Source organism: Pontibacillus yanchengensis, assembly GCF_009856295.1.
In the GTDB taxonomy this organism is placed as follows: domain Bacteria; phylum Bacillota; class Bacilli; order Bacillales; family BH030062; genus Pontibacillus; species Pontibacillus yanchengensis_A.
On the sequence record NZ_WMEU01000004.1, the window covers coordinates 164,462 to 187,273 of the forward strand.

General features: G+C 40.7%; 18 protein-coding genes. 5 read left to right on the forward strand and 13 right to left on the reverse strand.

The annotated features are described in order from the left end of the window. Positions 1-73: 73 nt before the first annotated feature. The 4 genes from GLW08_RS13395 to GLW08_RS13410 are packed head-to-tail and all read right to left on the reverse strand — an operon-like array spanning position 74 to position 5,123. Complete coding sequence (locus tag GLW08_RS13395; RefSeq protein ID WP_160849154.1) at positions 74-1,381, reverse strand: hypothetical protein; 1,308 nt, start codon at positions 1,379-1,381, stop codon at positions 74-76. Further along, on the reverse strand, positions 1,350-2,630 hold the full coding sequence (locus GLW08_RS13400; RefSeq protein ID WP_160849155.1) for a M20 family metallo-hydrolase: 1,281 nt from the start codon (positions 2,628-2,630) through the stop codon (positions 1,350-1,352). Before GLW08_RS13400 ends, GLW08_RS13395 begins: the two co-directional genes overlap by 32 nt. Then, positions 2,627-3,922 carry an amidohydrolase gene (locus GLW08_RS13405; RefSeq protein ID WP_202410173.1) on the reverse strand — a complete coding sequence of 432 codons (1,296 nt, stop codon included), beginning with the start codon at positions 3,920-3,922 and terminating at the stop codon, positions 2,627-2,629. The genes GLW08_RS13400 and GLW08_RS13405 overlap by 4 nt, the downstream gene beginning before the upstream one ends. Further along, entirely contained in the window at positions 3,915-5,123 is a 1,209-nt protein-coding gene (locus GLW08_RS13410; protein WP_160849413.1) for a M20 metallopeptidase family protein, read from the reverse strand. Before GLW08_RS13410 ends, GLW08_RS13405 begins: the two co-directional genes overlap by 8 nt. 544 nt (positions 5,124-5,667) lie before the next feature. Here GLW08_RS13410 and GLW08_RS13415 point away from each other — a divergent pair. After that, positions 5,668-6,858 (forward strand): ParM/StbA family protein, encoded by a 1,191-nt coding sequence (locus GLW08_RS13415; protein ID WP_160849156.1) that lies wholly within the window; start codon positions 5,668-5,670, stop codon positions 6,856-6,858. Positions 6,859-6,869: 11 nt separating this feature from the next. After that, on the forward strand, positions 6,870-7,496 hold the full coding sequence (locus tag GLW08_RS13420) for a hypothetical protein (RefSeq protein ID WP_160849157.1): 627 nt from the start codon (positions 6,870-6,872) through the stop codon (positions 7,494-7,496). Positions 7,497-7,672: 176 nt separating this feature from the next. On the opposite strand, the gene GLW08_RS13425 is transcribed toward GLW08_RS13420, so the two are convergent. After that, on the reverse strand, positions 7,673-9,091 hold the full coding sequence (locus tag GLW08_RS13425) for a LysM peptidoglycan-binding domain-containing protein (RefSeq protein ID WP_160849158.1): 1,419 nt from the start codon (positions 9,089-9,091) through the stop codon (positions 7,673-7,675). Between the two features lie 226 nt (positions 9,092-9,317). Here GLW08_RS13425 and GLW08_RS13430 point away from each other — a divergent pair, with 226 nt between their 5' ends. Further along, complete coding sequence (locus tag GLW08_RS13430) at positions 9,318-10,439, forward strand: acyltransferase (RefSeq protein ID WP_160849159.1); 1,122 nt, start codon at positions 9,318-9,320, stop codon at positions 10,437-10,439. Between the two features lie 53 nt (positions 10,440-10,492). On the opposite strand, the gene GLW08_RS13435 is transcribed toward GLW08_RS13430, so the two are convergent. The 3 genes from GLW08_RS13435 to GLW08_RS13445 all read right to left on the reverse strand — a co-directional run bounded on the left by GLW08_RS13435 (position 10,493) and on the right by GLW08_RS13445 (position 14,163). After that, positions 10,493-12,019, reverse strand: a complete 1,527-nt coding sequence (locus GLW08_RS13435) for a Na+/H+ antiporter NhaC family protein (protein WP_337193947.1) — start codon at positions 12,017-12,019, stop codon at positions 10,493-10,495. A 579-nt stretch (positions 12,020-12,598) separates the two neighbouring features. After that, on the reverse strand, positions 12,599-12,988 hold the full coding sequence (locus GLW08_RS13440; RefSeq protein WP_237458446.1) for a helix-turn-helix domain-containing protein: 390 nt from the start codon (positions 12,986-12,988) through the stop codon (positions 12,599-12,601). 254 nt (positions 12,989-13,242) lie between these two features. Beyond that, the gene (locus GLW08_RS13445) at positions 13,243-14,163 is read right to left on the reverse strand and encodes a histidine kinase dimerization/phospho-acceptor domain-containing protein (RefSeq protein ID WP_160849161.1); all 921 of its coding nucleotides are present in this window, start codon (positions 14,161-14,163) and stop codon (positions 13,243-13,245) included. 310 nt (positions 14,164-14,473) lie between these two features. On the opposite strand from GLW08_RS13445, the gene GLW08_RS13450 reads away from it, so the two are divergent. After that, positions 14,474-15,433 (forward strand): Gfo/Idh/MocA family protein, encoded by a 960-nt coding sequence (locus tag GLW08_RS13450; RefSeq protein WP_160849162.1) that lies wholly within the window; start codon positions 14,474-14,476, stop codon positions 15,431-15,433. Between the two features lie 275 nt (positions 15,434-15,708). Here the strand turns inward: GLW08_RS13450 and GLW08_RS13455 are convergent, their stop codons facing one another. Continuing rightward, on the reverse strand, positions 15,709-17,334 hold the full coding sequence (locus GLW08_RS13455) for a lactate permease LctP family transporter (RefSeq protein ID WP_160849163.1): 1,626 nt from the start codon (positions 17,332-17,334) through the stop codon (positions 15,709-15,711). Positions 17,335-17,555: 221 nt separating this feature from the next. Between GLW08_RS13455 and GLW08_RS13460 the strand changes: the two genes are divergently transcribed. Continuing rightward, on the forward strand, positions 17,556-18,458 hold the full coding sequence (locus tag GLW08_RS13460) for an aldo/keto reductase (protein ID WP_160849164.1): 903 nt from the start codon (positions 17,556-17,558) through the stop codon (positions 18,456-18,458). A 402-nt stretch (positions 18,459-18,860) separates the two neighbouring features. Here GLW08_RS13460 and GLW08_RS13465 read toward each other — a convergent pair whose 3' ends face one another. From GLW08_RS13465 to GLW08_RS13480, 4 genes are all read right to left on the reverse strand, one after another. After that, the gene (locus GLW08_RS13465) at positions 18,861-19,577 is read right to left on the reverse strand and encodes an ATP-binding cassette domain-containing protein (protein ID WP_160849165.1); all 717 of its coding nucleotides are present in this window, start codon (positions 19,575-19,577) and stop codon (positions 18,861-18,863) included. Beyond that, complete coding sequence (locus tag GLW08_RS13470) at positions 19,570-20,217, reverse strand: amino acid ABC transporter permease (protein ID WP_160849166.1); 648 nt, start codon at positions 20,215-20,217, stop codon at positions 19,570-19,572. Before GLW08_RS13470 ends, GLW08_RS13465 begins: the two co-directional genes overlap by 8 nt. A gap of 14 nt (positions 20,218-20,231) precedes the next feature. Then, complete coding sequence (locus tag GLW08_RS13475) at positions 20,232-21,014, reverse strand: transporter substrate-binding domain-containing protein (protein ID WP_160849167.1); 783 nt, start codon at positions 21,012-21,014, stop codon at positions 20,232-20,234. Positions 21,015-21,317: 303 nt separating this feature from the next. Beyond that, positions 21,318-22,652, reverse strand: a complete 1,335-nt coding sequence (locus GLW08_RS13480; RefSeq protein WP_237458447.1) for an MFS transporter — start codon at positions 22,650-22,652, stop codon at positions 21,318-21,320. Positions 22,653-22,812 lie beyond the last annotated feature (160 nt).

Genomic DNA, 22,812 nt, shown 5'->3' on the forward strand with positions numbered 1-22,812 from the left:
TGTGGATTTAGGAAAATTTCCTTAAACATTCCGTTTTTATCCAAAAATAGTCAACCATTGTCTTTTTGTATTTTTATGCAGTTGTAAAGGTGTACACTTTTCTTGGTCGTCCTCGTTCCCCTGATTGAGCTTCTCCGCATTGTTGAACTAGTCCGACACGTTCCATTTCGGTTAAAATCCTACGTCCGTTCCGCTCTGTGCTTTGAAGCCACCTCGATAAATCCTGAGAGGTAAACTCTTGGCGACCATATTGATTAGAGTAGGAGATGATTTTCGATACAACTCCTGGACTCAATGCGGCACCTTTGATTTTTTCGAACCAGGCAGATCCTGTCTCCATCGTCTGATAGGATATTTCATTTTCCTGCTGATGCTTTAGTGTAATCGTTTGGTCTTCATCCATAATTAAGATGGTCGGTTTTTCATAGTGTTTCGTGTGTCGGAAGCCAAGGCGTACATTTTGTTCGGCCTGGGAGACGGTTTCCCCAAATCCTATGGCGACTTTAGCATGGAGGCTAGTTTGAAGCTTGACTTCCTCCATTAAGGCGTAAAGGTCACTTTCAGACTCATCACTTAGCTCGCCGCGGGTCGTAAAAATAAAGAATAACCCGTCTCCAAGCTGCATGAGCGAACCGTTCGTTTTTTCCGCCAGTGTAAGCAAGTATCGTTTTAAATCGAGTTCTTGATGTTTTGTTTTAAAAGAATAGTAGAGCTCTTCTAGTTCATCTGGGTTAAAATCCATTCGACAGCCAATCACGGCAACTTGAGCATTACGGTAACGATTGGATTGAGCTCGTTCTTCTAAATATTGAATCACTAGTTTGATGGATAGGTAAGAAGGAGTCACCCGAAATACTGGGATGTGCATGTCTTTTAATCGATAATAGACGTCTTTAATAGAAGTGATTACGACTTCTGTCTTGCCTTGTTCATATAGATGTCGATGAAACTCGACCAACTGCTCCGTTTTTCCACCACCTTCAAAAGGGTGGTTATAGTACGTTAATGAGCTTAACTGATAGTAGGATAGTATTTTATCAATTTCTTCATTTTTGATGGTATCAATGCTTACGCTTTTAAACACTTTGTCTGTTGTGAGTTGAGCTTCTAATAGAATCCCAAAGAAGCTTGAACCATGAAGAGGAGGGAATGTCCCTTCTTCATCTGTAATGAGATCTTGCTCTTTAGCGTAGGTGTAATTGAGTACGCCTGAAAAAAGCCATTGATCCACTTCATAGCGGTGGTTTGTCAATATGTCCGTTACATCAGACAACTGCTCATACGTATATGGGAAAAAGGATATTTCTTCAAATTCATCCGCAACATACATGATGCGTTTTACGGAATCTTTAGGCCCGATTACGCCAATCTTCGTTTTCATGGTCATCACCTGTCTCTATTCGTAAATATTCTGCTATAACATGGGTGCCTTTGTGCAAATCCTCTATAGAGGCATATTCTTTAGGGTGATGGCTAATTCCTTCCCGGCAAGGGATGAAAAGAAGACCAGACCGCCATCGCTGTGCCATATTCATCACGTCATGACCTGCGCCACTATCCATAATGATACTGTTTAACTGGAGGTCATTTGTGACATGTGAAAGTTTCGATTGAATGGTTTGATCAAGGAAAACAGAATCGTTATCGACAAGTGTTTCAATAGAAATGGTAACGTTTCGCTCCCGTTCAATTTGCTGGCAGTATGCTTCAATTCGATTGGTGAGTTCACGCTTAGACAGGTCATTCACACTACGAATATCAATACCTAATTGGACTTCACCTGGGATGACATTCATGGCATTGGGTTGTAAGTGAACCGTACTTACAGTTGCTACGATTGGAAGCTCTTGTTTCTTATTCATCGAATTGGCCTGCTCCTCAACGAAGGGAATCAATGGAGCAATGGCTACAAATGCATCTGAGCGTTTGTTCATCGGTGTCGTCCCTGTGTGGTTTGCCATCCCTTTTACATTCACTTGTAAGCGAATAGGGCAGGCAACTCCTCGTACAATACCGATTTCAGCATCATTATCCTCAATTTGCGTTCCCTGCTCGATATGAAGCTCTAAAAAGCTCTCAAGGTCATCGGGCGATTTCTCTGCTTGATCGATTGTTTCCCAAGAGAGGCCAAACGCTTCGATAGACTCACGAATCGTCACGCCATCCGCATCCGTAACATGTTCAAGGTCGTGTTTGTCTAAGATACCTGAAATCGCTTTACTTCCAATCGTTGAAACACCATAACGAGCTGATTCTTCGGATGCAAAACAAATAACAGCGATGTTTTTCTTAGGTTCCACCTGTAAATCTTGAAGGAGCTTGATGGCACCTAAGCCAGTTAGAACACCAGCCACACCGTCATAGCCACCCCCACCATGAACCGTGTCTAAATGAGAGCCAACAGCAACGGTTGGGGCGTGTTCATCCACTTTCCAAGTTGCCCATTGATTCCCTGCTCCATCTGCATAAATATGCAATCCGAGATTCTTGGCTATTGTACGAAATGCTTCGTGTGCTTGCTCCTCCTCTGGGGTGTAACTTAAGCGGGAAAAGCCATTTTCGTAGTCCATTTCATTGACGAGATTCAATTGTAAAAGGTGGTTTTCTAACCAATTTGTCAAGTCGTTCATGTTGTAGTCCCTCCCTGTAAAATATGAATGTACGTTTCTAATGCAACGGCAAGTGCGTCTTCTTCAAAATCAAAGGAGGGGTGATGATGATTAAACGGTAAGGCTGTCCCGAAAAGCATATAGGTTGCTTTTCCACCGTGAGCTTGGACTTCATTGATCATAAAGCTAGCATCTTCAGAACCTGATACCTTTGCAGAAGTAAGGATTTGATTCATATAGCTATCTTCCTCTAAGGGGATGGATGATAGCATGTCTTCATCACATACAATTCCTTGTGATTCTCCTACAAATTCGATCGTTGCTTCTACGTTATACATAGCGGCAGAAGCATGGATGATTCGCTTTGCTTCTTGAAGCATAAAGTTATTAATGTTCCCAGTTTCCCCTCTAGTTTCAAGCTCAAGGTAGCCGGTATCAGAAATGATGTTACGTCCATTTCCGGCTTCTAATTTGCCTACATTAACCCTAGAAGGTCCTTCACTATGACGTGGTATGGTGTACAGTTGCGTAGAAGCAGTAGCTGCCGCTAGTAGTGCATTACGTCCATCCTCTGGTTTCATTCCTGCATGGGATGATTCCCCTCTAAAGTGAACATTTAGTTTTGTGGAAGCTAGAAAACCTTCCACACTAGCTGCAACCGTACCAACTTTCATAGGTGTAATACCTAGATGGCTGGTATAAAAGGAGTCCACGTCTGTGAGCCATCCTTTATCGACCATCGCTTTAGCCCCGCGTCCGCCTTCTTCTGCAGGCTGAAAAAGTAAGGTGAAAGTACCCGTTAGCTCACTAGGCTGAGCCGCTATATAATGAGCAAGCCCAAGGCCAATGGTAATATGACCATCATGCCCACAAGCGTGCATCACACCAGGGTTAGAGGATACAAAACCTTCCGAGTAGGGGAGGTGAGCTTCTAATTCCGTCTCATGAATCGGCAATGCATCGATATCAAAACGAAATCCTTTGTGCTCGCCTTCTTTACCGGTATCCCATGTTGCAACAAGACCAGTGTGTCCACCTCTCATCTTGTCCATCCAGTCTGCATCGACACCTAATGAGGAAGCTTTCTTCTCTTGTTGATGTAGTAGGGGAGGAGCAGGAACGCCATAACGAGCTGAGCTTGCTAAAGCCTCTCTTCCGATATGCACTGTAAAACCTAGTGCCTCAAGCTCTTTGCCAATTGTGTAGGTAGTATAGTATTCCATAAATCCAAGTTCAGGATGTTGATGGAACCATCGTCTCCATTGAATTAGTTGATCTTGAATGGAATGAACAAATTGCTTTTCTTTACCCAATTATCTCACCATTTTCCTGGTCTGATAGCGTCTTGAGTGTATCAATAGCAAGATTCACCATATAAGAGCTGCCAATTGGCAATGCTTTTTCATTTAGCTTGAAAGCTGGATCGTGAAGAGGTTTTTGCTCATGTTTGTCTTCGATTTGAGTGCCAAGCCAAATAAAGGCACCAGGGTAATGTTCAAGAAATCTAGCAAAATCTTCACCAGCCATAACTGGATCTAAACTAGGTGTAGCCTGTTCACCAAGAAGTTTTTGTGCAGATTGTCTAGCTTGTTGAGCCCATTCTGGCGTATTGATTGTAGCCGGGTAACCATCAAGGTATTCAATCTCCACTTCTCCTTCAAACGCTTCAACAGTTTGTTGGACAATGGTGTGGAAACGTTGCCTCACTTTTTCCTTCACTTCTGGTTTATACGTCCTTACTGTTCCTTCAAGCGTTACCTTATTTGGAATGACATTGTAGCGATAACCTCCATTTATACTTCCAATCGTAACTACAGCCGAATCTATTGGATTCACATTACGGCTTACGATCGTTTGTAAGCTAGAGATTACCTGATTGCTAATGATAATCGCGTCATTACCATCTTGTGGCATGCTGGCATGACCACCGCGACCTTTAATGGTTACAGTAAAACGATCTGATGCACCCATCATAGCTCCATCTCGCACACCAATTTCGCCTACAGGAAGAGAAGGCCAGACATGTTGTCCGAATATCACATCAGGTGTGAATTCATCAAACACCCCGTCGTCCATCATTTGCTGAGACCCTCCAGTAGGGGAGTTCTCTTCAGCAGGTTGAAAAACGAGTAGAACCGTTCCTTCTATATAATCACGCATGTTTTGGAGTGTATATCCTGTAGCTAATAGCATCGCTGTGTGTGCATCATGGCCGCATGCGTGCATCGTACCTGGAGTTTCGGAAATGAAGTCATGTGTGTTGGCTTCTTGGATTGGTAGTGCATCCATATCAGCGCGTAGAGCAACTGTTTTACCTGGTTGATTTCCTTTAATGATTCCAAGAACACCAGTGTTAGCGAAACCTGTCCGATAATCAATTCCGTATTCCGCTAAGGTCTCCTGAACGAGAGCAGAAGTAGCGAATTCTTCATTACTTAGCTCTGGATTCTTGTGCAAGGAGCGTCGAATACGTATGATATCGCTTTCTATAGTGGATATATAATCTTGAATCATGTCCTCCAAATAAACAACCTCCTTTATTTATGGACATTTTCCTTTAATATTCCGTTAATATAAGTATAACAGAAATTTTAAATAAGTCATCCCGTTGTTATTGAATTTTTTGAAAAATTCGACTTCCAAATTCACACATAGTTTATAGGTAAGCTGAAGAATTGGTTGATCAAGCCTATGTAAACAGGGGGTATGAGTTGAAAATATATACAGATAAGTCATACCTGTAGGGAGGTCATAAAGACTCAATTACTAGACTTTCAGAAAGAAAAATAGAATGTATACAAAAATGATTACAAGAAAACAACTTGAACACAAATTGAATACATAAGTGTATACATGTAAACAAAAGCGTATGCATATTGATTTGAAAGGATGTGTTCAAAAATGTAAACAAGTGTACGTTTTTGTTGTCATTGTATACATTATTGTATACAAGGCATGCACGACAAATGTCTGATTGACTATTTTGAAAATCTTCTATATTTTAGTAATAGATCCTTAAAAAACTAAAAGGACTTTTAATAGAAAGGAAGATTCACATATGAGTCAATCAAGAATAGCTGCAGTAGATGTTGGTAATGATGCACTCAAAGGTTTATATGGAAATCTAGACTCTGAGCTGTACATACCGAATGTGATCGCCAGAGATATAGAAGACCGCCCGATTATCGGAATTGAAGATTTAGATCAGAAGGATCCAATGGATGGAATTCATATCCGAGTTCACTCCCCTGCCCTACAAGAGAACAATGTTGTCTATCGTGTTGGTAATCTAGCAACGAAAAGTGACAATGCTTCTGAATTAGACCCAGGTAGTAGTAAATCGGAAGAAGACCAAACCCTTATTATGCTGTTTGCTTCATTAGCACTAGACGCAGTTCAAGATAAAAACGAAAAGACATTCAGTCGAAATAATGGCACCGTGGAAGCGAATTATACGCTAGGTACTGGTTTACCATTAAGAGAAGTGAAAGAAGGTAAGGATGTCGGCTACCGTTCTCAGCTCCTTGGCTCTGTTCACCAGGTTGAGTTTTTAGTAACTCCTAAATATCAAGGTATTAAGGTTAATTTGAAGTTTGATGAAGTGAAAGTGTATCCAGAAGGCTTCGCTTCCTTTATTAACCTAGTAATGGATAATGACTTAAACATTACGAACAAAGATTTAATTGATAAGCGTATTCTAATCCAAGACATTGGTGGTCTTTCTACTGATATTGCAGTAATCAAAGACCGTAATGTAGATGATGATAAAGCACAAGGGTTTAATCTCGGTGTATCTGAATCACTAGAGAAAATTCGTGAAGAAATTCGTTCCAAGCACGGTGTTGAGTTAGATAGTCGTCGTGACGTAGTAGATATTATTACGAAGAAAAACGATCGGAACCACATCATGGTAAAAGGTAGTCGGACAAGTGTGCACGACATTACCGACCGCATTTTACTAGAGCTTGCCAAAAAACAATACCGCCATCTGCGTAACGTATGGCAAAAGAACTCTCAAACAGAAATCTGTTACTTTGTAGGCGGAGGTTCTGTTGTATTAAAAGAATACATCAAGTCCTTGAACAATAACTTAGATGGCTACAACATTGATTTCTTCGAAGACGAGAAAGAAAGCATCTGGATGATGGCCAATGCGTACTACAAGCTCGTTAAAGACTTCCAACGCAAAAATAAGAAGGAAGAAAATAAAAAAGTAGAGCAGAAGCAGCACGCAAATACCTCTAAGTAGGGTGAAATAGTATGACACAGAACGGGATCCAGAGGGGACAAGCGATCACATTTCGCATTCCCTCTGACACACCGGACCATATATTAAGACAACTTCAGAACCTGAAAGAAACCGAACGGAGAAATTTCTCTAGTACCATCGCTGATTATGTGATTAAGGGTGTTAGCCAGTCTATGGCAAAGGAAAGGGAAACGATTAGTATCCCTCTTCCGAAGCAACTCAATAAAGCGCAACGTGACTGGGTGAAACATGAATATTCCGAGGCGTTACTAGGAAGTATTCTCTATCAGCTTATATCTGATCCTGTGCGTTCAAGTGCTCTATTAGCATCATTTAACAGTAATGCTCTTGATATCAATGAAGCTCTTTATCTACAAGAATATGATGAAGCATCTTCTAATCAAGATTCAGAACCAGAAATACACGAAGACGCATATCCACAGCAAGAAAGCGCTTCTGCTTCAGAAGAGAGTTACTCTTCTGAAGAACCAGATACAACTTCCACAGATGAAGATCTCGATAACCTTGATTGGGAAAGCCTCAGTCAAGATATATCATCAGAGTCTGAATCAGAAGAAGACGAGGAAGTTTCCTATGATGACGTTTTAGGTGGTTTTCTAGACAAACTAAATCAATAACATGAAAAAGGCTAACTGACATCGCGTCGTTTAGCCTTTTTTTGTATAGAATGCTTCTACTTATGCTGGCTTTGGTTTGTTTTTTTGCTCGGTCCAGCTCCGTTTATGCTCGCTCTGCGTTGCGATTTACTATCTTCAGCTCCATTTCATGTCCCCCCTAATGTCGCCGGAAGCAATTAAGAAGGGTTCTTTACAATCTTGAATGTATCGTTAAGTAACAGCCAATTTTGAGGGAAGTCATAGCCTAGCACCCAGTAACTGATTCCTTTTAGATCATACTGAATAACTGTATTAAACTTCGCCTGAGCACTGCGCGCATCCTCAAACCACACTTCATGTGTCTGACCTTGAGCATCTACATATCGATAAAAAGGGGATTGTGCAGATTCATTGTATTGTATCGTTGCCCCATACTGTAACGCCCGGTTCACAGCTTCTTGGGGGCTGAATGTTTCTGCTTCTTGCCCTTCTTCAAACGGTAACGTCCAGTCACGGGCATATAGTTGAAATCCCATGAACAATTTGTCCCTCGGTATCACATTAACAGCGTAATCTAGTACATTCCTAATTTCATCGAGAGGGGAAATGGCTCTTGGTGGTCCAAAGCGATAGCCCCATTCATACGTCATTAACACGACAAAATCGACAATCCGGCCATGAGCTTCATAATCATGTGCCTCATACAATAAACCTTGTTGATCCGCGCTATACTTAGGTGCTACAGCTGTCGATACAGAATATCCCTCTGGGTGTAATCGATCAACAGTGCGTTGTAAAAATGCATTGTAAGCTTCGCGATCCTCAGGTAAGACGTTCTCAAAATCTACATTCAGGCCTTGGTAACCTTTTGTATTTAAAATTGCGAGGATGTTATCTAATAAGGTGTTTTGCAGTGAAGCATCGTTTAGGATAGTGTTTGCTAAGTCTGAACCTAAGTCTTGGTATGTGAAATTGGTAATAGATAGAATAGGAACAACCGAAAACAAAGGAGCCATTTCTAACACTACATCATCTGAAAATGGAGTAAGACTTCCATCTTCTTGAATTTTGTAAGCAAAGGGCATAATATATGTGAGGGATTCGCCAACATCTTCCATGATATTTCGTGCATCTTCCCCGGCATCAATGGTGTAGCCATTCACTTCAATGGTAGATTTTGTTTGAGAGGGTATGATTAACCGCGTGCCAGGGTATAGAAGGTTAGGATCATCAATTTGATTGGCCTCCACTAACGTTTGTACGGAGATACCGAAGGCGTTGCTAATGCTCCAGAGCGTGTCACTAGGCTGTACCAAGTAGGTTTGTGGTGGGATGCTAAGAGTGGTACCAGGATATATGACGTTCACGTCTTGTAGTTGGTTTGCTTGAATGAGTGATGGGAGAGAGATGTTGTATTGTTGTGCAATCGACCACAGCGTTTCACCGGCTTGCACCGTATGGCTGCGATAATATGAAGGGATAATGAGAGCTAATCCAACAACAAGTCTGGATGGATCAGACAGCTCGTTCGCATCCGCGATTTCCTGCATAGTAGTTTGGTAGCGTTGAGCGATACTCCATAAGCTCTCACCGGTTTGCACAACATGTATTTGCATGGAATGCCTCCTTCTTGTTGACTTTATATATGTTTATGCGTATTGCTCGGTTATTAACAGTAAAAAAAGCTATCGTCATAAATTAGATATTTGAGGCGAATAGTGTACTAGTTTTTGTAAGGAAGTCTAGTAAATATCTAGCTCCAGCGTCGTCTTCTACCAACTTGAAGCCATGGCACTAGGAGAGTGAAAAATCATAAATGGTAAGATAGAACGGAGAATGCACATGAGTAAGCAAAGGATCGGGTCGATTCATTTCTTGAGGTTTTTTGCTATGTTTATGGTTGTATTGGTCCATGTGACAGGGACGTACATCAATACATTGCCAATGGATAGTGGAGCCTTTCAGAAATACCATTTTTTAAATAGAATTATTCGCATAGAGGCTGGCATCTTTATTATGATTACAGGTCTCGTGTTTTTCTATAATTATTTTAGTAAATCTATTACCCTTTCGTTTTTGAAGGAATATGTGCGAAAGCGGGCTGTGTTTATTTTACTACCATATGTAATATGGGCGATATTTTACGAGTGGTATGCTTATCACATTGGCTTTAGGGAAGTAAATTTGACTGATTCTGTCTTAAGGATCATACAAGGTGAATCCTATTATCAGTTACATTTTATATTTATTATCGTGCAATTATATTTAGTATTACCGATATTCATTTACGCAGCCCAGCATCTACAGTGGTTTAAAAGGTATATGTGGGCATTTGGTATCGCCATTGAACTCATCTATTTTATGATTGATTCTAGATTTGACATCATTCCTTTCAGCTTCTTTATGAATAGTTTAGGAACCTTCTTGTTAGGTGGTTGGCTCGGTATCTATTTCTTAGAGCAAAAGGAGAAAGTACGAAATCGAACAAACTATCTATTAGGTCTGTTAGCTGGAAGTTCTGGTGTTGTAACGGTTTATGTGCACTATCATCTATATATCCTCAACACGATGGAATTGCCAGGAATCTATTATAAAGTATTAAATTTGATTTTCATCATGAGCGCAAGTTACTTGTGTTTCCGTTTGGCAGAAATCTTTAGTGAAAGCTGGTATGAAGGTATTCAAAAGGTAGTGAGAAACGTCGCTGCCTATTCCTTTGGTTTTTACCTCATTCATCCTTTTGTGCTGAAGGAAGTCGCACGTTTTATTCCCACACACTCGAATTATTTGTTCCACGTGGAGCTCTTGATGAGATATGTGGTCACGTGTGCGCTATGTTTTATGATTATTTGGCTATTTCACCGGTTCACACCATTTGCGAGTTGGATGTTTGGAAAGCTACCGAAGCAGGCTCCATCGTTAAAGCCTGTGTATCGTCATGAAGCAAATCATTACTCCTCATAAGATGCAAAAAACCCCTGGTACTTTGTGAAAAAAAAGTACCAGGGGTTTTTGAATTAAATAAATCCTGCTATAAGGAATAATACAGATGCTATGCCTGCTGATGTCAGGGCGTATGGTAGTTGGGTGTTAATGTGCTGCATGTGGTTGCATTCAGCCCCTACGGAAGACATAATGCTTGTATCCGAAATAGGGGATGTGTGGTCGCCGAATGCGCCTCCAGAAAGAACAGCAGCTGCTGCAATAATAGGGTCTCCTCCTGTTGCTAGCATTAACGATACGCCGATAGGCATCATGATGGCCCATGTTCCAAACGAAGTTCCCATGGAGAAAGCAACGAAACCGGAGAGAGCAAACAAGGCAAACGGTATAATGGCACTAGGGATGACCCCTTTAGCGATTTGTTCAATATATGCAGCAGCGCCGGTGCCTTCAGGAGCAGGTGCACGCATGATATCGCCAAGTGTAACGGCAAGCGTAATGATCACAGCACCAAAAATGACCGACTTACTACCTTCGAAGAGCTCATTCGAAAATTCCTTTGGTCCCATTAAGTTGGAAGCCAAATACTTAATAAACGCAACAATGATACCTAGGGAAAAGCTAATAATAAGCATTTTATTGCCATCTAAAGGTAGCTTTTCGATAGAGAAGAAGTAAGGTAGCGTGTAATTGTATAAACCTAAGAAAACGAGCATGCCAACCGTTACGCCCAATGGAAGCACCATATCGGAAGGTTTAGCATTTTTCGTAGCTTCAGATGTATCGGGCTCTTCTGTAGTAGCTGAAACTTCTGGATTCACACCACCATAGTTGAAGTGTTGAGCTCGTTCTTCTGCTTTTTTCATCGGTCCGAAATCTTTAATTTTTCCTGATGCAAATAAGAACACCATCAAGATCATCACGATGTTATAAAAGTTGAACGGCACGGTTTGAGCTAACCCAGCAATAGGGTCGTCCACACTAGGGATGTTGTCCACCATTAGTGCGCCCATAAAGGCAACCCAGCCTGAGATAGGAATTAATACGTTAATTGGTGAAGAAGTAGAGTCTAATAGAAAAGCCAGCTTCTCTCGAGATATCTTCATTCGATCGAAAATCGGCTTGAAAACCGTTCCTGTAGCCAATGAACTAAAGTAAGCGCTGGTAAAAAGGGAGGTTCCCATCACTGCTGTTGATACTTGCGCTCCTTTTTTCCCACGTACTTTTGTAGCTAGCCATTCTCCAAAGGCATAAGCCCCACCAGATTTATTTAAAACACCGATAAAGGCGCCAAGAAGAAAGACGACGATGATTAATTCAGCACGTCCGGCTTCTTTGATGATACCCATCCCTTGAATACCAGCATCTGAATTTGCTGGATGACCAGCGATGGCACCGAATAAATTTGTTATAGAATACATAATTGCATGAAGAACACCGTTCGTACGTATATCGATCATTAAGCTTCCGATTAAGATTCCTGCAAGTAAAGACGGAACCACTCGTTTAGATAAGATGGCCAAAGTCAAAGCCACAATGGAAGGAAGTAATGATAGTATGCCAAAATGCTCCATGATGTACGCTCCTTTCTCTCTAGTTATTTAGTAAAAACGTACTCAAACAATTTTTATTAAGTTAGTAATAATACGAATTGTTTGAAATCTTAATTTGCATTATAGGAACCTTTTATTTTTTATGAAAGAGAAAAAAATGAATAAAAGTAATTGTGCGGTTAGAAAAGATGAAATAGCGGCTATTCACACCTGCTGAATACCACTCATCTGACTTATTTAAGGGACTAATCTCCATGGTGTTAAGTTTGATAGGATTGATTGGTGAGTTAGCTCTGTTGGCGTATCTAATATTATAAGGATGGCTTCGGCAGGTTTACCATTAACCCAATTGAATATTGGATCGAGTTCTTATGTATGGTGAGAGGTTAGTATCATTGTAGCTTTTTTTCCTTGCTACAATAGGCTATTGGTGGGCGAAAAAAATGATTAAACGGGTACAGGAGAAGGGAGAGGAGTTGGAGGGACTAGAAGATAATCCCCAGGTAACTTCTGCATGAGGAGGGGGAGTTCGCTTATGAACGCTACATCACGTAGCAACATCGAACCAACCCACTTCCTATGGGCAGCAGTTTGTATGTCGCTAACCGGGCGTTTGCGCTTTTGTTCTTACGCGTACCATTGGTAAAGTTTTTTCGGACGACCGATTTTTTGATGACTCAATACTTGGTTGACTTTTCCTTCATCAAGTAAATGCATCAAGTATCGATAAACAGTTGGATAGGCTAGGTCAATATTTTTGGAGAGTTCATCGACAGAGATGGGCTCTTTTTGCTTTTTGAGATAGTTGGATATATGTTGCAACGTATGTCGGCTAATGCCTTTCGAGCTAAAGACGTCTTCTTCTTGTTCTTGATGCTGGCGCATATTGGCTAGTTGAACGTGAAGTTGAATTCTAGAAATCATGTCTGGTGCTTTGACAGGCTTTAAGGCAAAGTCTGTTGCTCCTTCTTCCAATAGCTGATCGGCAATTTCCTGCCTCTCATCCACCGTGAGCACTAGTACCGGAAACCACCCATTTAAGATTAATCAGATGAAAGGAATCCTCTTAAGCTTTATAGATACTCAACCTCGTTCGATATACGGCAACTAGGTACCATCCAGCTCATACGAATAGTTCTATAAAGAAAGAGGTGTCAGTCTAAAACACGAAGACAATGCTTCAAGGGCGCAGAGCGACAACCTCTATCTGATGTATCCTCATTATACCTTCCTAAAAAGGTATTGAGGATTAAAAGCCAGAAAGAATCTGACTAATAATAATATACGAGGGTGCACCAATTCTTTCGCTCATCATAAAGGATCTCAGACACCATGTTGCTGGTGGACTGAATAGAATCGGAGATTTTCTCGGTATAATCATGAATTTCTTTGTCTGTTGTTTTCATTTGAATCAACGAATTTAGCCCTTCTATTAAGGCAAGAGGTGTTTTTAAATCATGAACCAAGTGCATTGCTTCCCGTCCAGAACGTGATTCGATCATTTCACCTCTAGCAATATTTAAATCTTGGCTCATGGTCCATTTTTGTTCGGAAACGGTTAAATAAATAGCCAAAACGATGGCATTCCCAACAAAAATACTACATAAAACCAGGCTGTAGAAGGACAAAGTCGTTTCAAACCCTAATGATACGGCTATATCTTTCACTTTCGTAGATATTGGACCTCCTCCAAAGCTAAAAGGGGTAAGGAAGATAACGGTATCTAACCATTGTATGCCAAACAATAACTGGGAAAATACAAACGACTTTATGATGGGACGCAAACGGCCTTTTGCGATACGTTGCAACACAACGATAGAGGTGACTAATAAGAGAGCTGGTCCTCCAAAGTAATAATCCAGTGGATTGTAAACGTTAATAATTGCATATACCAATGGAATGATGACAATAGGGACGATGATTTTTAACCATGGTCTTTGTAATCGATAACCAAGCTCATCCCCTAGTAATAAAGCTCCGAGATAATGTGGTAGAGCTCGTACGGTATTCAGCATGACGAGTAAAAAAGCTGTCATCATTAACGTGTCTCCGGAAGGGTTTGTTTCTAGTTGTTCGATGAGAAAAGTGAGTCCTACTTCATCAGCACCTAACCACAAGGGCATCGTAATACCCGCTGCAATGAGTCCAATTTTTATCCAGGTGCTTTTCTTATCCAATATTGTTTGTGTCAACGCGCTACCCCAATCTTAAATGTTGTTTCATTTGTAATCCCAATCACTGTACCATAACATACGTTTTATTTTAATATACAATTTTGTGTGTTTCGACTTTAGACTCCGGTGGATGGGACAGTATAGGAAGGATAATTTATGACGCTTAAGTTGGTACGTCGCTAACCGGGCGCCCCGAGCTTTTGTTCTGCTTGTATGAAGGCATTATGTGTTACTCTTTATGTAGGATGTATATTTCCTGTCATTTTTTCTTCGTAGTGCTATACATAGGTAAACACATTCGAAAGCAAATAAAGGAGGGCTTCAAAAAATGCGTTGGGGAATTCTAGGTGCAGCGAATATTGCCAAGAAAGCATTGATTCCAGCACTGCAGCGAGCGAATGCTGAGATTGTTGCGATTGCAAGTAGAAGTGGGGAAGCAAGTCAAATAGCAGAAGAGTTTGGCATTACTAAAGGTTATGATGCGTATGAAGAGTTGTTAGCCGATCCGGACGTTGATGCCGTCTATATACCAGTGCCCAATCATGTACATAAGGAATGGGTTATCGCCGCCGCACAGGCCGGGAAGCATATTTTGTGTGAGAAACCTGCTGCTTTAACGGTCCAAGATGTAGAAGAAATGCTTGAGGAGTGTCGTCGTAACAATGTGTATTTCTTAGAGGCATTTATGTATCAGTTTCACCCGCAGCATGAACGTGTAAAAGAGCTAATTATTGCCGGGGAAATAGGCGAAGTCCAGTACATGCGAGCTACATTCTCCTTTATGTTTGATAAGACGAAAGACAATATTCGTCTAGAAAAGGAAAAAGGTGGTGGAGCACTATGGGATGTAGGCTGCTACGGTCTTCACTCCACGATGAATATATTAGACTCTCAGCCAACCGAAGCTCAGATTATGTCTCATATAGATGAACGATTTGGTATCGATACAACGAGTCTCATCAACCTCACATTAGAAAATGGAAAATTGGCTCAGATTGATTGTAGTTTTAATGCTCCGGTGAGGAATGAATATCAAGTGATGGGAACAAAAGGAAAAATTACTGTGCCTCATGCATACCGTCCCGATAATAACAATCACCGGGGCGTGATTATTATTGAAAATGAAGACGGGCAACAAGAAGAAGTCCTCGAGGGCGATCAATATAAGCTGCAAGTGGAAGCGTTCATGAGAATCATCGAGAACGGTGGAACATTTGATGATTTTCACGAACTTACCCTACACAATGTGAGAATGATTGAGGCATTGTATAAACAGCAGAATATGTGAATTAGAAGAGCAGTCTGGTTTCAGTACAGATTGCTCTTTTGTTTTCATTCATTTTCGGGTGTGAGAAGTCTTTTTCAGGCTTGAATGATAGTATTGCTCATAAAATTTGGGTCTGCTTATATATTTGAAATCTCGATTATATTCAAATCTCGTTCATATCCCCAAATTGCTGACCTACCATTCCCTTGTTTCAATTTGGAAATAGAATGAGACTTTCCCATCAATGGAGAAAGTCTCTTTTTGATACGAGTCTTGCTATCTATCAAGCTTCGATGTTATAAAAACAATGCTTGTCCAAAGGTAACAACACCAGTAATCAATAAGAATACCATGCTATATTTAAGGGTGAATCGGAACAATTCTGATTCTCTGCCTACTAATCCTACAGCTCCAGATGCTACAGCGACGGATTGTGGGGAAAGCATTTTTGCCATGACTCCACCTGATGTATTAGCCGCCACTAAGATAAGTGGTAGTACGCTGATTTGCTCGGCTGTAATTTGTTGAAGGCTACCAAACAAGGCATTGTTTGATGTCACAGACCCTGTTAGAAAAACGCCAATCCAACCGAGTACAGGAGATAACAATGGGAAATAGTCAGAAGTAGCCGCCATCGCTAACCCTAGTGTGGAAGATTGACCACTATAGTTTGCGATGAAAGCAAAACCTAGCACCATCATAATTGTAAAGATTGGTTTCGCTAACTCTTGTAACGTCTCTTTAAATGTTTCTAAAGCGACACCAATTGGGATACGTAGCATAATAATAGATAGGATTGCTGCAATGAAAATAGCAGTACCAGTAGCTGACAAAAGATCTATCTTTAATATAGCAGCATAAGGTGTTACTTCTGTTACTATTGGTTGAGCTTTTAGTACCAGGTTATGCAAGTGATTCATAGGAATATGAAGAATGGTTCCTGCGAATAATCCCTCCGGTGTGAACAACTGTTTAAAAAAAGATAAGCTCCAAATGGTTACCATCACTGTTAACGCAATAAAGGGAGACCATGCTTTAACAATAGTTTTGAAAGTTAATGGAGATTTTATTTCCATCTCGTTTTCTTGAACGTCAAGTTCCATAATCTCTTTAGGTTTCCACACCTTCGTAAAGAGCGCGAGTGCCACTAAGCTAGCAATGGCAGATGTGATATTAGGTAATTCAGGACCGATGTAGGTCACTGTAAAGTATTGAGCAAGAGCATAGGAAGCGCCTGATACAAGAGCAGCAGGCCATACTTGTCGAACCCCTTTCAGACCATCTAGAATAGCGATTAATAAAAATGGAACGGTGAAAGAAATAATCGGTAAAGATGTTCCTAAAAATTGTCCAATCACTTTTGGATCAATCCCACTTACTTGACCTGCTACAATGACAGGTATCCCCATCGCACCAAAAGCACCAGAAGCTGTATTCGCAATTAAGCATATTCCAGCAGCTTGCAGAGGTTTGAAGCCTAAACCAACCAATAGTGCAGCTGTTATGGCAATAGGAGCACCGAATCCTGCTGCGCCTTCAAGAAAGGCATTGAAGGAAAAGGCAACAAGTAACATCTGCAATCGAGCATCTTTAGATATGGAAGCGATAGAGCTTCTGATTACATTGAATTGACCACTTTTAACAGATAATTTATATAAGTACACGGCCATAATGACAATATAACTAATTGGCCAAAAGGAAAAAGCAAATCCATATCCTGCTGCTTCAGAAGCCATTGCAGTGGGCATGTTGTAAACACTAATTGCAATAATGAATGAAAGAAGGACGGTGCATAAAGATGCAATGGTTCCTCGAATTTTAAAAACGGTTAAAGCTAGAAAGAAAAATAAAATCGGAATAGCTGCTACAAATGCGGATAACCAAATGTTGTTAAATGGATCGTAAGCTTGAGTCCATGTCATGTTCTATCACCCTTTTTTATTTAATGTGAATTATTTCACATGTTAAGTGTAAACTTCTACACAAAAAAGGAGAAGGATAAAAATGGCGTGAAAAGGTTTACTTTTAACCGTCTAGGCTCATTGTCATGATTTGGACAAATTGAAAGCGTTACAATAGATTTTTTCTTCTGTGTGCATTAAAGTTAATGTATACGATTGTTACAAAATTTGGAGGAATACATATGGAACGAATAAAATTAGCATCTGGTTTATCTTTATCACGTATTGTTCATGGCGAATGGAGATTATCTGATTGGAAGTACACAGATGAAGAACTGATCCAACTGATTGAGCATTGCTTAGATCAGGGGATAACAACATTTGATCATGCGGATTTATACGGGAGTTATACATGTGAGGAGTTGTTTGGAAGAGCATTGGCTAAGAAACCGGAGCTCCGTGAGCGCATGGAAATCGTAACAAAGTGTGGCATCGTGATTGAGTCACCAAATCGTCCAGAACATCATTCCCATCACTATAACACCAGCAAGGCTCATATTAAAAAATCCGTAGAGAATTCTTTGGAAAACCTTCGTACCGACTATATTGATTTATTATTAATTCATCGTCCCGATCCGTTCATGGACCCAGGAGAGGTGGCAAGTGCATTTCGAGAGCTGAAGGATGAAGGGAAGGTTCGTCATTTTGGTGTATCCAACTTTAAACAACATCAATTGAACATGCTACAGTCCTTCTTGGATGTAGAACTAGTCACAAACCAGATTGAGCTATCTGCTTATAACCTTGAAAATATTCAAGACGGTACATTAGATCTTTGTATGGAAAAGCGTATGGCACCGATGGCTTGGTCTCCTTTAGGTGGAGGAGATGTTTTTACTAGTCAAGAGGAGAAAGCGGTGCGCTTACGTGGAACGTTAGAAAAGGTAGCGAATGAATTAGGTGCCGATGGAATCGATGAGGTGCTCTATGCATGGTTGCTAAACCACCCAGCAAACATTATGCCAATTGTTGGATCAGGCAAGGTCAACCGAATCGATCGTGCCGTAGCTGCACTAGACTATAATCTATCGAGGGATCAATGGTTTGAAATTTATACAAGCTCGATGGGATACGATATTCCATAGTAAACAAAACCCCTGCCAATACGGCAGGGGTTTTGTTATGAGGTTAAATAAAGTATAAGTTCTGGTGCTTGCCTGTTTAGCTCCAGCACCCAGCGACTAGTGTGCTTCCCTCACCTCTGTGCGATAAGTCAACATCGAATCACTACTACTCTCTGTGATTCCTTTTGGCCTACACAACGTAGGTTGGTTCGATGTTGCTGCGTGACGCAGAGGGTTTAATCGAACTTCCTCTAACTCCCAGGCCAGCAGTTTGTGCGTCGCTAGCAAGGCGCTTGCGCTTTTCTAATGGCTAGCTCCGTCACACCTACCCCCTCGGGGTCTTAAGCAAATCCTCTCTGTGGCAAGAAACGCCACCGGCGAGCTTTGCTTAAGCCTGAACAGGGCGCCTGCGCTTTCAAGTGGTTAGAGTACTTTTTCTAAGAAGCTTTGCGCTCTTTCTGTTTCTGGATGATGGAAGAAAGCGTGAGGTGTGGTTTCTTCTACAACGGCTCCCTCATCGAGGAAAAGGATTCGGTCTGCAACTTCCCGAGCAAATCCCATCTCATGCGTCACCACAACCATGGTCATGCCTGAATGAGCCAGTTGCTTCATCACATCCAGTACTTCTTTTACCATCTCTGGATCTAGAGCTGATGTTGGCTCATCGAATAGCATGATTTCCGGTTCCATGGCTAGAGAACGGGCGATGGCAACACGTTGTTTTTGACCACCGGAAAGCTGGTTAGGGTACGTGTTTGCTTTATCGGATAGGCCCACTGTTTCCAATAGCTTTTTAGCTTGTTTTTCTGCATCAGCCTTTTTGACACCTTTTGTTTCTATTGGGGCAAAGGTAATATTGTCAATCACCTTTAGGTGCGGGAAGAGGTGGAAGTGTTGAAAGACCATCCCTGTTTTTTCCCGGACTTGTGCTAACGTTTTTTCGGTTAACGTGATGTCATCGACAATGATTTCACCCTTCGTTGCTTCTTCTAACCCGTTTATGCACCGAAGAAATGTAGATTTACCAGATCCAGAAGGTCCGATGACGGCGACAACATCTCCTTTTTTTACTTCGGTTGTAATGTTGGTTAGTACTTGATTGTCTCCAAATTGTTTGGTTAAGTTGTTTACGTTAATCACTGTATCGCAACCTTTTTTCGAGTTTTGCTCCGAATGTTTCTAGAATACGCACCATTATAAAGTAAATAATCAATGCAATGGTTAAAGCGCCAAAGTAGTTAAAGGTATCTGCTGCAACAATTTGCGAGCGACGCATAATGTCGTGAGCGCCAATTACAGAAATGACGGCAGACTCTTTCAGTAACATAATATATTCGTTCATTAATGCCGGTAAGATGTGCTTAATAGCTTGCGGTAAAATGATCTTACGCATGGACTTCCAGTAGGACACATTCAATGCCTGAGCAGCTTCAAATTGTCCTTTATCAACAGATTGAATACCAGCACGGATGATTTCGGATACATAAGCTCCTGAGTTTAAGGAAAAGGCAATAATCCCAGCTGCTAGCTTAGGAATCTCCCAGCCTGTGACTTCGGGAACAACGAAATATACATAGACGAGCTGGAGAATCAAAGGTGTTCCTCGGAAGAATGCAGTATATGCATCAGCAAACCGTTTTAACAATGGAAACTTACCAATCTTCGCGAATGCCAATAGAACCCCGATAATAAAACCGAAAATTCCTGAAACAACAACGAATTGTAGCGTAACGAGTATTCCTTTTAAGATGAATGGGATAGATGGTATTAGGTCAATCATTGTTGTTCAACTCCCTATTCTGAAGATCCTTTTCCGAACCAGTTGTTGATGAGTTCGTCCATTTTTCCACTTTCTTTCATTTCTTGCAGTTCCTTATTAAATTCCTTTACGATTTCACTTTCTTTAGGAAACGCCGCCGCTGATCCTTGCTCGTCCTCGCTGTCTATAATAAAGCTAGTCAGTTCTTTATTATTATCTAGATACCCTTTTGCAACGGTATTCTCGATAATCGTTGCGTCAATACGGCCTGATTTTAATTCTTGGACAAGCTGTGGAATTTGATCAAGTTGAGATAACTTAATACCTTCTATGTTTTTTTGCATATCCTCGGCTCTACCTTCTTGAATGGAGCCAAGCTGTACGCCGATGGTTTTATTCTTCAAATCTTCTACGCTATTAATATTGGATTCTTTTTTGGAAATAAGGGAATCCTTTGCTACATAATAGATGTCAGAGAACTGAACTTTTTCCTTACGCTCTTCCGTTGGTGTCATGCCAGCCATGACAAAATCTACTTTGTTACTATTCAACGCAGCAATTAATCCGTTAAAGTCCATGTCTTCAATCTTCAGTTCATAACCCATTTCCTTAGCGATGTGTTTGGCAATATCAATATCAAAACCTACTATTTCTTGTCCTTCTTTCGTATCAATAAATTCATAAGGTTTATAGTCAGCAGACGTTCCCATCACAAGGGTTTTCTTATCTGATTCTTGCTCCCCTTCAGCATTTGAACTTCCGCATGCAGCTAATACGATGATGGAAAATAATGATAAAATAATTGCGAATTTCTTCATAACGTAATCCCTCCGTGTTTTTTGTATCTTTATTAGTGTAAATGCATAATAACACAATTAATTAAGGGTGCATAGCGGTTTTTATGAAAGAATATTCAACTTTATGTATAAAGATAAATAGGTAAGGGTTTACATTATTGGTGTGAACGAAAAAATCACTTAGAGAAAAATTCTCTAAGTGGAGAGGGATTAATATATTGGTTTGTTGTATATTGCATTTGGTGTTTTATAAAATACTCATTATTTGAAGTTATTGGGTTAGATTTAAACTTTTTCCTGTGAACGACATAGCCTGTTACATCCTTATTTCTTGCTATAAAGCCAGTACAATAATGTCGAGATGACCATCATCCCAAAGATGAATAGAAAGGTATATTGAAAGGATGAAACGGAATAAGATGTTCCTCCTATTTCTAAGAAAAGACTAGCAAATACCGGTCCAGAAGCAGCGCCTACGAATTGGATGAGTTGCTTTAATCCTATGCCAGAGCCAATTAATTCATCTGGCAAAAAGCGAGATACTTCATTAGTGGAACTGGAGGATAAACTAGAAAATCCAAAACTCGTAAACATATAGCCTAGCATAATCATGTATTCGTTCACCGGGGATAGGAAATAAAAGACAAGGGTCGAGATTGTAAGCAATACATGAGCGAGTAGCATGATTTTACTATTTCCATATCGATCAATCAGTCGTCCTACGAAAATAGCCGCTACAGCTGATAAGAGAGCGCCAGGGAATATTATTAGCCCAACAGTTGTAGGGGGTTTATCATATACGTTTTGTAACATTAGTGGCATGATTACAAGGATTGCAAAGTGAGTACTAAACCCTAAATAACTCATATAAATGATCATGCGGTAAGGCTTATGCTTAATTAAATCCGGTTGTATAAACGGAACAGAGTGATTGGTAATACGTCGCCACAACATATATAAAACGACGATACCGATGACAAGGTAATACCATTGCAAGGTTGAGATGAACAGCAGAAAAGACGTTACACTTAGACCGGTTAAGATCGCTCCTATTCCGTCAAATGTTCCTTTCTTTACCTCTTCATTCGGAAGCATGCGATACAGAACCGGGATTAAGACTAGGACAATCATGGTAAATAAAAATAGATAATTCCAATTTAGCCAATCGGTAATCGCACCTCCTGCCACAGGACCTAATCCAAAGCCTAACGATGATGCAGAGGCGATAAATGCCATAGCCCGTCCTCTTATGGATAACGGGACAAATCGACCTGCAAATACGTAGGAAAGTCCTGGTATTGCTGCTGCACCTGCGGCTTGACAGAGTCTTGCAATGATCAGCCATACGAAATTGGATGTGAAGTAACCGAATAAAGAAGCTGATCCAAATAAGAACATCCCGATTAATAGTAAACGGCGAAGGGGAATGTAGTCCGACAATCTTGTGTAGCCGATTGTGAATATGGCCAATACAATAGAATAGCCAGAAACAATCCATGCCCCTTCAGAAGGGGTGAGGGAGAAATCTTCCAATACATTTGGTAAAGCTACGTTAAACATAGTCGTATTCATGACAACTAACCAGACAGCTAAACTTAATACAATGACTGTTTTAAAGGTGCTGGATGATCGTTGTTCAGTCGCTTCTTGCTGCATCATATTCCTCCTTCAGAGGTTCGGGTTTAGCATATATTTCGATACTCGAAAAAACTATAACATATGTTCCCTGATGTTTAACAAGGATGTGACTTGAGAAGGTTCATGCACCTTAAATGATGATATAATATACGTAATAAAGACGTTACGATCCTCGTAGGAG